11 protein-coding genes are annotated in these 12,391 nt (G+C 62.7%); 8 read left to right on the top strand and 3 right to left on the bottom strand.

The genetic code is table 11. The features are described 5' to 3' along the window. Nucleotides 1–2: 2 nt before the first annotated feature. Entirely contained in the window at nucleotides 3–731 is a 729-nt protein-coding gene (locus tag NKH36_RS21580) for a 3-deoxy-manno-octulosonate cytidylyltransferase (RefSeq protein ID WP_352964384.1), read from the bottom strand. Between the two features lie 193 nt (nucleotides 732–924). Here NKH36_RS21580 and NKH36_RS21575 point away from each other — a divergent pair, with 193 nt between their 5' ends. From NKH36_RS21575 to NKH36_RS21545, 7 genes are all read left to right on the top strand, one after another. Next, nucleotides 925–1,611, top strand: a complete 687-nt coding sequence (locus tag NKH36_RS21575) for a c-type cytochrome (protein ID WP_352962455.1) — start codon at nucleotides 925–927, stop codon at nucleotides 1,609–1,611. A gap of 157 nt (nucleotides 1,612–1,768) precedes the next feature. Then, nucleotides 1,769–3,646: an extracellular solute-binding protein gene (locus NKH36_RS21570; RefSeq protein ID WP_352962458.1), complete on the top strand. Its 1,878-nt coding sequence runs from the start codon at nucleotides 1,769–1,771 to the stop codon at nucleotides 3,644–3,646. Then, entirely contained in the window at nucleotides 3,646–5,532 is a 1,887-nt protein-coding gene (locus tag NKH36_RS21565; RefSeq protein WP_352962461.1) for an extracellular solute-binding protein, read from the top strand. The genes NKH36_RS21570 and NKH36_RS21565 overlap by 1 nt, the downstream gene beginning before the upstream one ends. A gap of 30 nt (nucleotides 5,533–5,562) precedes the next feature. Then, on the top strand, nucleotides 5,563–6,657 hold the full coding sequence (locus tag NKH36_RS21560) for a microcin C ABC transporter permease YejB (protein ID WP_352962464.1): 1,095 nt from the start codon (nucleotides 5,563–5,565) through the stop codon (nucleotides 6,655–6,657). Further along, on the top strand, nucleotides 6,657–7,796 hold the full coding sequence (locus NKH36_RS21555) for an ABC transporter permease (protein ID WP_352962467.1): 1,140 nt from the start codon (nucleotides 6,657–6,659) through the stop codon (nucleotides 7,794–7,796). The genes NKH36_RS21560 and NKH36_RS21555 overlap by 1 nt, the downstream gene beginning before the upstream one ends. Further along, complete coding sequence (locus NKH36_RS21550) at nucleotides 7,793–9,424, top strand: ABC transporter ATP-binding protein (protein WP_352962470.1); 1,632 nt, start codon at nucleotides 7,793–7,795, stop codon at nucleotides 9,422–9,424. Before NKH36_RS21555 ends, NKH36_RS21550 begins: the two co-directional genes overlap by 4 nt. Nucleotides 9,425–9,455: 31 nt before the next feature. After that, entirely contained in the window at nucleotides 9,456–10,397 is a 942-nt protein-coding gene (locus NKH36_RS21545) for a 2-hydroxyacid dehydrogenase (RefSeq protein WP_352962473.1), read from the top strand. A gap of 101 nt (nucleotides 10,398–10,498) precedes the next feature. Here NKH36_RS21545 and NKH36_RS21540 read toward each other — a convergent pair whose 3' ends face one another. Continuing rightward, nucleotides 10,499–10,858, bottom strand: a complete 360-nt coding sequence (locus NKH36_RS21540) for a hypothetical protein (protein WP_352962476.1) — start codon at nucleotides 10,856–10,858, stop codon at nucleotides 10,499–10,501. A 214-nt stretch (nucleotides 10,859–11,072) separates the two neighbouring features. On the opposite strand from NKH36_RS21540, the gene NKH36_RS21535 reads away from it, so the two are divergent. After that, nucleotides 11,073–12,083, top strand: coding sequence for a ligase-associated DNA damage response exonuclease (locus NKH36_RS21535; protein WP_352962479.1), 1,011 nt, complete (start codon nucleotides 11,073–11,075; stop codon nucleotides 12,081–12,083). Between the two features lie 131 nt (nucleotides 12,084–12,214). On the opposite strand, the gene NKH36_RS34875 is transcribed toward NKH36_RS21535, so the two are convergent. Continuing rightward, entirely contained in the window at nucleotides 12,215–12,382 is a 168-nt protein-coding gene (locus NKH36_RS34875) for a hypothetical protein (protein WP_502912088.1), read from the bottom strand. Nucleotides 12,383–12,391: the final 9 nt, after the last annotated feature.

Here is a 12,391-nt window from a genome sequence, read left to right as displayed (position 1 = left end):
TTTCAGGTTGAAAGGAGGGTTCTGGCGCGTTCGAGATCGTCCGGCGTGTCGACGCCGAACGGCGCCGACTGCACGATCTCGGCGTCGATGCGCATGCCGGCCTCCAGCGCCCGTAACTGCTCGAGCTTCTCGCGCCGTTCCAGCGGCGACGGCTTCAGCGCGACGAAGCGTTCAAGCGCTGAGCGACGATAGGCATAGAGCCCGATGTGATGATAGAGCGGCCCCTCGCCCCAGGGTGCCGTGGCGCGGGTGAAGTAGAGCGCCCGCAGCCGTGTCTCCGCCAGCGGCGAGCCGACGATCTTGACGACATTCGGATTGGTCTTTTCCTCGTCGCGGACGATCTCGATGCCGAGCGTGGCGATGTCGACCGTCGCATCTTCGAAAGGCTTCAGCGCGGCATTGATTATGCCGGGGTCAATGGTCGGCAGGTCGCCTTGCACATTGACGATCGTTTCGACCTTGCGCCCGGGATCCAGCGTGGCCAGCGCCTCGAAGATGCGGTCGGAACCCGATTCGTGGCCAACGCGCGTCATCACCGCCTCGAAACCGTGCGTGCGCACCGCCTCGGCCACGCTCTGGGTATCGGTGGCGACCACCACCCGGCCGAGCCCCGCCTCGGCGGCGCGGCGGGCGACATGGACGATCATCGGGACGCCGGCGATATCGGCCAGCGGCTTGCCCGGCAGGCGGGTCGAGGCCATGCGGGCCGGGATGAGAATGAGCGTGGACATCGGGTGATGAAGCGTCCGAAAAAGAGGAAGGGAAAAGTGGCAAAAGGTCTCACTGGCAGCGCCCTTATAGGTGTTGCAACGCCAGAGCAAAAGACCTAGTTTCCGCCCGATTTGACCGCCTCGTGGGGTGGTTCACGATTACCGACGGACGGAGTGGACGGATCGGTCCGCCGGAAAAGGGAGCCTGGGGCGTATGGACTCTTTCGAAATCAACAAGCTGATCGGCGGCCTGCTCGGAACCGTGTTCGTCGTCTTCTCGGTCGGCATCATATCCGACGCGCTGTTCGCCTCCCCCGCACCGGAAAAACCCGGCTACGCCATCGAGGCGACCGAGGAGCCTGCCGAGGGCGGCCCGGAAGCCCCCGCCGCAGAAGCCAAGCCGATCGCCGACCTCCTGGCCAACGCCAATGTCGAGGCAGGTGCCGCCGTGTTCAAGAAGTGCCAGGCCTGCCACACCGGCGAAAAAGGCGGACCGAACAAGGTCGGCCCTGATCTCTGGGATATCGTCGACCGTCCCATCGCCGAGCATGCGGGCTTCGCCTATTCGGCCGGGATGAAGGAGTTTTCCAAGGGCGGCGCCGAAAAGTGGACCTACGACAACCTCAATCACTTTCTCCTCTCGCCGAAGAAGCTCGTGAAGGGCACGGCGATGGGCTTCGCCGGCCTGCCCAAGGACGAGGACCGCGCCAATGTCATCGCCTATCTGCGCACGCTGTCGGACAGTCCGAAGCCGCTGCCGACGGCTGGCGCTTCAGCAGCCGCACCCGCCGAAGGCGCGGCGCCAGCCAAGCCGGCAGAGGGTGAAGCACCGGCCGCCCCTGCTGCTCCAGCCCCTGCTGCTCCGGCCCCTGCTGCTCCCCCACCAGCTCCGGCGCAATAACGCAATTGTCATGGACAAATTCTTAGAAAAGCCGGGTTCAGCCGGCTTTTTTAATGGGAAAAGAGCATGTGCGGCGACAAAGCCGGGCTGTCGCGGTTTTCATGAGCGTCAAATGATCTAGATTGTCCGCCAACAGCTATCGCAAAGAGGAGAAGGCATGACGGTTGGCCGAACGTTTCTCAGATCGATGCTGGTTGTGGCGGCTTTCGCCGGCGGCTTGCAGGCAGCCTTCGCGGACGAATGGCGCACCACCTCGTCGCTGATCGGCGAATCCAAATATGGCGACAACTTCCAGCACTACGACTACGTCAATCCGAACGCGCCGAAGGGCGGCACGCTGAATTCGGTGGTGCTCGGCACGTTCGACAGCTTCAACCCTTATATCGTGCAGGGTTCCGCCGCCGCCGGCCTCACACAATTCGGCGGTGGGCTGCTCTATGACACGCTGATGGAGCAGGCGACCGACGAAGGCAGCGTCAGCCACCCGCTGGTCGCCGACGCCTACAAACATCCGGACGACTATTCGTCGGCGACTTACCGTCTCGACCCGCGGGCCAAGTGGCACGACGGCCAGCCGATCACCACGGACGACGTGATCTGGTCGTTTAAGGTGCTGAAAGACAACAGCCCGATGTACAGCCGCTATTTCGAGAACGTCACCGATGCGGTTGCGATCTCCGATCGCGAGGTCGAGTTCCATTTCGACCAGAAAGGCAACCGCGAACTGCCCAAGATTCTCGGCGATCTCGTCGTGCTGCCGAAGCATTGGTGGGAAGGCAACGATGCCAATGGCAAGAAGCGCGACATCACCAGGCCGACGTTGGAGCCGCCGCTCGGCTCCGCCGCCTACAAGATCGCCAGCTTCAAGCCGGGTTCGGAAATCATCTGGCAACGCGTGCCCGATTACTGGGCGGCAAAGCTGCCGGTGAAGATCGGCCGCGAGAATTTCGATACCCAGCGTTTCAGCTACTTTCTCGACGATAATGCCGCCTGGCAAGCCTTCACCAAAGGCGGACTGCATGACATTAGACCAGAAAACAGTTCGAGGCGCTGGAACACCGCCTATAATTTCCCGGCGGTCCAGGCCGGCGACGTCATCAAGCAGGAATTCAAGACCGCGTCGCCCGAACCGATGCAGGCCTTCATGCTCAACACGAGGCGTCCGCTGTTTGGGGATCGTCTGGCGCGCGCCGCGCTGACTTACCCGCTCGACTTCGAGACCATGAATCGTACCTTGTTCTTCGGTTCCAATACCCGTACCAGCAGCTATTTCCAAGGCACGGAACTGGCATCGAGCGGGCTGCCGCAGGGCAAGGAACTGGAAATCCTTGAGCAGTATCGCGACAAGCTGCCGCCCGAAGTCTTTACCCAGGAATTCAAGCTGCCGGTCTACGATTCGCCACAGGCGGAGCGTAAGTATCTCAAGACTGCGGTCGATCTCTTCGCCAAGGCGGGCTGGGTGATCAAGGGCGGCAAGATGGTCAATGCCAAGACAGGCGAGCCGTTCAAATTCGAAATCCTCGGCTGGAACGACACCGACCAGGTCCTTTCCAGTCCCTACATCGCCAATCTGCGCAAGATCGGTGTCGACGCCACGCTGCGGCTGATCGACCAGACCCAGTACATCAACCGCGTCAACAACTTCGATTTCGATGTCACCATATCCCAGCTGGGACAGTCGGATTCGCCGGGCAACGAGCAGCGTGACTTCTGGAGCTCGAAGGCCGCCGACACGCCTGGATCGCGCAACTATGCCGGCATCAAGAACCCGGTCGTCGATGCGCTGGTCGACCGCGTCATCTTCGCCACCGATCGCGACGACCTGGTTGCTGCCACCCATGCGCTCGACCGTGTGCTGCTGTGGAATTACTATGTCGTGCCGCAACACCATCGGTCGGTGGTCTGGATGGCCTACTGGAACAAGTTCGGCATCCCGGAAAAGCAACCGACCTATTCCGGCGTCGACCAGAATTCCTGGTGGATCGATCCGGACAAGGAAAAGGCGCTGGCGGCAAAATACAAGAGTGGCAATTGATGGCGGCGCTGCCCCGCCGCTTCCCTCTGGCCCGCCGCGACTTTCTGGCCCTGGGCGCCGCGGCCACGGCGGCAGCTTTGCTGCCCGGCCGGGCCTTCGCCGCCATCCCGACCGGCGTCAAGCTGCACGGCCTGTCGGCCTTCGGCGACCTCAAATATTCCCCAGGTTTCACGCATTTCGACTATGTCAATCCGGACGCTCCCAAGGGCGGCCAGATGAATTTCGCACCGCCGAACTCCACCTTCAATCAGAGCTTCCTGACGTTCAACACGCTGAATTCGCTGGTGTTGAGGGGGGAGTCGCCGCCGCGCACCGAACTCTGTTTCGATTCGCTGATGGCAAGCGCTCTCGATGAGCCGGATGCGGTCTATGGCCGGCTTGCCGAGTCCGTTACCTTGTCGCCGGACCGCAATGGCTTCCGCTTCAGCCTGCGGCCGCAAGCGCGCTTCCATGACGGCTCGCCACTGACTGCTGAGGACGTCGCCTTCGCATTGAAGCTTTACAAGGACAAGGGCCATCCGAACCTTTCCCAGGTGTTGCGGCACATGACGGAAGCGGTCGCGGTCGATCCGGCAACCGTCAACCTCACCTTCAACGGCAAACAGTCTGCGCAGAATATCCTCGCGATCGTCGCCATGCCGATCGTGTCCAAGGCCTTCTATACGGTCAACGAATTCGATGCCTCGACAATGACACCGCCGCTCGGCTCCGGACCTTACAAAATAGGGCGCGTGGCCGCGGGACAGACCGTCGAATATGAGCGCGTCGCCGACTATTGGGGCCGCGATCTGGCGGTGAACCGCGGCCTCTACAATTTCGACCGTATCCGCATCGACTTTTACATCAATCGCCAGGCAGCGTTTGAAGCCCTGAAGAAGGGGGACACGCATTTTCGCGAGGAATTTACCTCGCGGGTATGGGCGACCGGCTACGACTTTCCCGCACTGAAGGACGGCAGGGTCGTCAACCGCGAATTTCCCGGCGAGAAAACGCCATCGATGCAGGCTGTCGCGCTTAACCAGCGTCGTGCGCAATTCCGCGATGTGCGCGTCAGACGCGCGATCGCCAATTGCTTCGATTTCGAATGGACCAAGCGGGTTCTGTTTTACGGCGCCTACGAGCGCTCGCAATCTAACTTCGAGCGGTCGGATTACAAGGCCGAAGGCCTGCCCTCGCCCGAGGAATTGGCCCTGCTGGAGCCGTTCCGAGCCGAGTTGCCGCTGGAAACTTTCGGCGAAGCGGTGATGCAGCCTGTCTCCGACGGTTCGGGCCACGACCGTAAGCTGCTGCGCGCGGCTTCGAGACTGCTTGCCGAAGCCGGCTGGAAACGGGCGGGCAATTTCGTCGTCAATGAAAAGGGCGAGCGACTGCGGGTGGAAATGCTGGCCGAGGACGATGGCATCGTTCGCCTTTTCTCCCCGTGGGCCGAGAACATGAAAACGATCGGCATCGACGCTTCGATCCGGCAGGTCGACTCGACGCAATATGAACAGCGGCAGAGCAATTTCGACTTCGATTTCAACCTGCTCGCATGGTCGATCGGGGCGACGCCGACTGCCGACGGCCTGGAAATCCTCTATGACTCGCGGATGGCGAAAACGCCGGGAATGCGCAATTATCCCGGTACGGAAAGCAAAGCCATCGACGCGCTGATCGAGGCAGCCGGCAAAGCGCAGAGCCGGATCGAACTGGTGACGGCGCTCAAAGCACTCGATCGGGTCTTGCGCGCGCGGCTAGACTGGATTCCAACATATTATCTCGCGAATCACCGAGTCGCGTATTGGGATATGTTCGGCTTTCCCGAGCAGAAGCCCGATTTCGGCTTTCCGGTCGAGGCGCTGTGGTGGTTCGACAAGGACAAGGCGGCAAAAATTGGCAAAGCCTGAAATTTTCGCGCAGGCAAGGCAGAGAGCCTGATGGGCGCTTATATCCTGCGCCGCATCCTGCTGATGATCCCGACCCTGTTCGGCATTATGGCGGTGTCCTTCGCCGTCATCCAGTTCGCGCCGGGCGGGCCGGTCGAGCAGGTTATCGCCAGGCTGACCAACCAGGGCGGCAGCGATCGCCTTGGCGGCGGCGGTGGTGACGCCGGCGGCAGCAATGTCGACGTGGCCGGCGACGTCGGTTCGAAATATCGCGGTGCGCAAGGCCTCGACCCCGAATTCATCGCCAAGCTGGAAAAGCAGTTCGGCTTCGACAAGCCACCGCTCGAGCGCTTCGGCATGATGCTGTGGAATTATATCCGGTTCGATTTCGGCGACAGCTATTTCCGTGACATTTCGGTGATCGATCTGATCCTGGAGAAGATGCCGGTATCGATCTCGATCGGGCTGTGGATCACGCTGCTGTCCTACCTGATCTCGATCCCGCTCGGCATCCGCAAGGCGGTCAAGGACGGCTCGGCGTTCGACGTATGGACCAGCGGCGTCGTCATTGTCGGCTACGCCATTCCGGGCTTCCTGTTCGGCATCCTGCTGATGGTGCTGTTTGCCGGCGGATCGTTCTACGACTGGTTCCCGCTGCGCGGCATCACCTCCGACAATTGGGACCAGCTGTCCTGGCCGGCGCGGATCGTCGACTATCTCTGGCACATGACCTTGCCGCTGACGGCGCTGGTGCTGTCGGCCTTCGCCACCACGACGCTGCTGACCAAGAATTCGTTCCTCGAGGAAATCCGCAAACAATATGTGGTGACCGCGCGCGCCAAGGGCCTGTCGGAACGGCAGGTTCTCTACGGGCACGTCTTCCGCAACGCCATGCTGATCGTCGTCGCAGGCTTTCCGGGCGCCTTCATCTCGGCCTTCTTTACCGGCTCGCTGCTGATCGAGAACATCTTTTCACTCGACGGCCTCGGCCTGCTCGGTTTCAGGTCGGTGGTCGAGCGCGACTACCCGGTGGTGTTCGCCAACCTCTACATCTTCTCGCTGCTTGGCCTGATTGTCGGGCTCCTGTCCGACCTGATCTATACCTGGGTCGACCCGCGCATCGACTTCGAGCGGAGAGACGTCTGATGGCCGGGGCCGCAGCCGAAACGGCGCCGGACCGGGTTGCCCGTCCCTGGCTGTCGCCGCTCAACCAGCGGCGCCTGCAGAATTTCAGGGCCAACCGGCGCGGCTACTGGTCGTTGTGGATCTTCCTCGTGCTTTTCGTGCTGTCGCTGTTTTCCGAATGGATCGCCAACGACAAACCGGTCCTCGTTTCCTACAAGGGCGAGATCCTGTTTCCGGTCCTGGTCGCTTATCCCGAGGAGAAGTTCGGCGGCTTTTATGCGGTCACCGACTATCGCGACCCGGTCATCCAGGACGAGATCAATGCCCATGGCTGGATGATCTGGCCGCCGGTCCGCTACTCCTACCGGACCGTCAACAACGCCATCCCCGAGGCGGCGCCCACCAAGCCGTCCTGGCTCTATGATGCCAAGACACGTTGCAACCAGTATCCGCAAGGCGCCGCCGACCCCAATTGCGTCGTCGGCAACTGGAACTGGCTGGGCACCGACGACCAGGCACGCGACGTGCTGGCCCGCGTCATCTACGGTTTCAGGGTCTCGGTGCTGTTCGGCCTGATCCTCACCGCCGGTTCGGCGCTGATCGGCGTGACGGCCGGCGCATTGCAGGGCTATTTCGGCGGCTGGACCGACCTTCTGTTCCAGCGCTTCATAGAAATCTGGTCGGCGATCCCGGTGCTCTATCTCTTGCTGATCGTCGCCGCCATTCTGCCGCCCGGCTTCTTCATCCTGCTTGGGCTGATGCTGCTGTTCTCCTGGGTGGCGCTGGTCGGTGTGGTGCGGGCCGAGTTCCTGCGCGCCCGCAACTTCGAATATGTCAACGCCGCCCGCGCGCTCGGCGTGCCCAACGGCACCATCATGTTCCGGCATCTGTTGCCCAACGCCATGGTGGCGACGCTGACCTTCCTGCCCTTCCTGCTCAGCGGCTCGATCTCGACGCTGACCTCGCTCGACTACCTTGGCTTCGGCCTGCCGCCCGGCTCGGCGTCGCTGGGCGAGCTCCTGAAGCAGGCGCAGCGCAACCTCAACGCGCCATGGCTGGGCATTTCCGGCTTCGTCGTCATCTCGCTGATGCTGTCGCTGCTGGTCTTCGTCGGGGAGGCGACCCGCGACGCCTTCGATCCGCGCAAGACGTTCAGATGAGCGAAGCCCCACTCCTCTCCGTGCGCGATCTCAGCGTCGCCTTCGCGCAGGAAGGCCGCCAGTCGATGGCGGTCGACCACATCTCCTTCGACATCGCCAAGGGCGAAACGGTGGCGCTGGTCGGCGAATCCGGTTCCGGCAAGTCGGTCACGGCGCTGTCGGTGCTGAAGCTGCTGCCCTATCCGGCCGCCAGCCATCCGTCGGGAAAGATCCTGTTCCAGGGCGCCGACCTGCTCGCCACCGACGAGAAGGCCTTGCGCCGCGTGCGCGGCAACAAGATCACCATGATCTTCCAGGAGCCGATGACCTCGCTCAACCCGCTGCACACGATCGAGCAGCAGATCGTCGAGGTGCTGACGCTGCACCAGGGGCTGGGCGAACGCCAAGCCAAGGTGCGCACCCTGGAGCTGCTCAACGAGGTCGGCATCCGCGAGCCGGAGAAGCGGCTCGACGCCTATCCGCACCAGCTTTCCGGCGGCCAGCGCCAGCGCGTCATGATCGCCATGGCACTGGCCAACGAACCGGAACTGCTGATCGCCGACGAGCCGACGACCGCGCTCGACGTCACCGTGCAGGCGCAGATCCTGGAACTGCTTGCGGAGCTGAAGAGCCGCAAGGGCATGTCGATGCTGTTCATCACCCACGATCTCGGCATCGTCAGAAAGATCGCAGACCGGGTCTGCGTGATGACCAAGGGCAAGATCGTCGAGACCGGGCCGACGAAAGAAATCTTCGCCAAGCCGCAGCACACCTACACGCGGCATCTTTTGGCCGCCGAGCCGAAGGGCAAGCCGCCCGCCGCCAACGCTGCCGCCAAACCTGTGATGACGGGCCGGGACATCAAGGTCTGGTTTCCGATCAAGAAAGGCTTTTTCCGGCGCACCGTCGACAATGTGAAGGCGGTCGACGGCATCAACGTCACCGTGCGCGCCGGCCAGACGCTCGGCGTCGTCGGCGAATCCGGCTCGGGCAAGACGACGCTTGGCCTGGCGCTGGCCAGGATGATCTCGTCGACCGGGACCATTCAGTTCAACGGGCGTGACATCAACGAGCTGTCATTCAACGCCATGCGGCCGCTGCGGCGCGAGCTGCAGATCGTCTTCCAGGATCCGTTCGGGTCATTGAGCCCGCGCATGTCGGTCTCCGAGATCATCGAGGAAGGGCTGAAGATCCACGAGCCGAAGCTGTCGCCCGATGAGCGCGACAAGCGCATCGTCGATGTGCTCGGGGAAGTCGGGCTCGATCCCGCCACGCGCAACCGTTATCCGCACGAATTTTCCGGCGGCCAGCGCCAGCGTATCGCCATCGCCCGCGCCATGGTGCTCAACCCGCGCTTCGTCATGCTGGACGAGCCGACCTCGGCGCTCGACATGAGCGTGCAGGCCCAGGTGGTTGATCTTCTGCGCAGCCTGCAGGCGAAGCACGACCTCGCCTACCTGTTCATCAGCCACGATCTGAAGGTCATCCGCGCGCTTGCCAACGACGTCATCGTCATGCGCAACGGCAGGATCGTCGAGGCCGGCCCATCCGAACAGATTTTCGAACGGCCGCAGACCGACTATACCAAGGCGCTGATCTCGGCCGCATTCAGGATCGAAACGGCGCCGGTCGGCATCGTCAGCGAGTAGGCTGTACCGCATAAAGGAAATAGAATCCGCAATGGAAAAAGGCCGTATCCTGCTTGCCCTCACCGGTATCCATCCAGGCCGTTGGCGCGAACTCTTGTCGGCCGAACGCGAAGTGGTGCTCGAGCCGGACGGTGCCAACGATCCTTCGATCGCCTATGCTGTGGTGTGGAAGCAGCGGCCGAACCTTCTGTCGTCGCTGCCCAATCTGCGCGCTGTCTTTTCGATCGGCGCCGGCGTCGACCACATCTTCGCCGATCCCACTTTGCCCGACGTGCCGATCGTCAAGGTCGTGGCCGACAACCTGACCCAATACATGACCGAATATGTCGTCTGGCGGGTGCTCGATCACCATCGCCAGGGCATGCTCTACCGGTCGCAGCAGCAAAAGAAGATCTGGCACGAGCCGCCGCAGCGGCCGGCCGGCGACATCTCCGTCGGCATCATGGGGCTCGGCACGCTTGGCCGCGCGGCGGCGTCGGTGCTTTTGTCGCTCGGCTTTGCCGTCAATGGCTGGTCGCGCAGCGAGCGGCCGATGAACGGTGTTTCGACCTATGCGGGCGAGGCCGGACTGATCCCGTTCCTCAACGCCACCGACATTCTGGTGGTGCTTTTGCCGCTTACGCCGCAGACGCAAGGCGTGATCAATTACGGCGTGCTGAAGGAATTGAGGAAACGCAACGGCCTCGGCGGCTCGGTGCTGATCAATGCCGGGCGCGGCAAGTTGCAGAAGGACGCCGACATTCTGCGTGCGCTGGAGGACGGCACACTCAAGGAAGCGAGCCTCGACGTGTTCGAGGTCGAGCCGCTGCCGAAGACCAGCCGGCTATGGAACCACCCGAAAGTGTTCGTCACGCCGCACGCGGCGGCGACCTCCGACCCAGTGCATCTGGTGCCGATCATGCTGCGCCAGATGGCCGCCTTCGAGCGCGGCGAGAAGCTCGAGAACGTCGTGGATCGCGACGCGGGGTATTAGAGCGCCGCGCGTCCAATTGGACGCGCAAAGGACGCTCTAACACTTTTTGAATCGGCGCATGATCCTTTCCGGAAATCGATTCCGATTTCCAGGGTCATCCGCTAACCTGGCAGGCCAAGCTTGGTCTGCTTGGCCGGCTTGCCACATTCGCGGCGGGCGATCGACCGGTTCATGGCGTCGATCCGGCCGCTTGCCTGTTCGAGATCGCGCTGGGCCTTGGGACGGACGTCCGGCGTGAACGGGCCAAGGCCCACCCCGGGATCGGAGAAGGACGGCTTGGCATCCTGCGGAAGGCGGTATTGCTGCGCCAGCCGGTTTCGTTGCGCCAGCAATTGATTGCAAGGCACGCTATCATATTGCAGCGAGGACTGGACATTCGCGTCCTGTCGCTCGGCAATCGAGGTGCCGGCGCAACCGGCCATTGCCAGGCAAGATGCCAAGACCACCAAGTTCCAGCGCATGTAACGTCTCCGTGTCGGTGTCCTGCCCTTCGGGCATGCGAATCGGACTTTTTTCGCAGCCGCCGCCACGTGTGGCGCAGTGAACGAAAAGGGTCGCCGGACGAGGCCTGATGCGGTTTCATGATGGAGGTCCCGCCGGCAGTTGCCTGTATGCCGAGTCAGCAGTCAGTTGCAACAGGCTTCCCGCGCCGGAATTAGCAACTATCTTGGAGCCATGCGCGCCAGCGACCTGTTTCATCCCCGGCCCGAGGGCCTCTATTGCCCACCCGGCGATTTCTTCATCGACCCGGTGCGCCCGGTCGACCGGGCGCTGATCACGCACGGCCATTCCGACCATGCCCGTTCCGGCCACCGCTCGGTGCTGGCCACACAACAGACGCTTGACATCATGGGGCTGCGCTACGGCGAGGGCTTTGCCGGGACGACGCAAGCGGCAGCACTTGGCGAGGCGATTGCGCTGAACGGCGTCACCGTAACCTTCCATCCGGCCGGCCATGTGCTGGGCTCGGCGCAGATCGAGGTCGTGCATCAGGGCTCATGCATCGTCGCTTCGGGCGACTACAAGCGCCAGCGGGACGCGACTTGCGAGCCGTTCGAACCCGTCAAATGCGACGTGTTCATCACCGAGGCGACCTTCGGCCTGCCGGTGTTCCGTCATCCGCCCGATACCGAAGAGATCGCCCGACTGCTGAAATCGACGGCGCAGTTTCCCGAACGCGCGCATCTGGTCGGCGCCTATGCGCTTGGCAAGGCGCAGCGCGTCATGCGTTTGCTGCGCGACGCCGGCTACGACAAGCCGATCTACATCCACGGCGCGCTGGCCAAGCTCAGCGATTACTATCGGAGCCAGGGCATCGACCTCGGCACGCTAGAGCCGGCGACCGTCGAAAGCGGTGGCAAGGACGACTTCGCCGGCGCCATCGTCGTCGGCCCACCTTCGGCCTTCGCCGACCGCTGGGCGCGGCGCTTTCCCGATCCGATCTCGTGCTTTGCGTCCGGGTGGATGCGCATCCGCCAGCGCGCCAAGCAGGGCGGCGTCGAGCTGCCGCTGATCATATCCGACCATGCCGACTGGGACGAACTGACCGCCACGATCAGGGAGACGGGCGCCGAGGAAATCTGGGTGACGCATGGCCGCGAGGAGGCTCTGGTGCGCTGGTGCGAACTTGAAGGCATCGCCGCCAGGCCGCTGCATCTCGTCGGCTACGAGGACGAGGGCGATTGATGGTGCTCACTGCCGATGTAGCGCTCTACGGCGCCCCTCTCTGGCCTGCCGGCCATCTCCCCCACTTGGGGGTGTTTGGACCGGGGACATCGCGAACAGGTGTGCGAGGACATCGCGAACAGTTTCCCATCTTATCGTTGGCTTACGTTGAGGTCGATGGTTTGGATTTTCTGATGACGGAAGTAGGCATCGAAGACGCCGTCGGTTTCGGTAGGGCGGAAGACGACCGCCTTGCCGGCAAAAGCCCTGCAGATCTTGACGGCATGCCCGAACAGCGAGGTCGTGCCTTTCTGCTGGATTTTTCGAAC

This window comes from Mesorhizobium sp. M1312, assembly GCF_040318115.1.
In the GTDB taxonomy this organism is placed as follows: Bacteria; Pseudomonadota; Alphaproteobacteria; order Rhizobiales; family Rhizobiaceae; genus Mesorhizobium.
The sequence above is the reverse complement of the archived record's forward strand: the minus strand, read 5'-3'. Positions and strand labels throughout refer to the sequence as shown.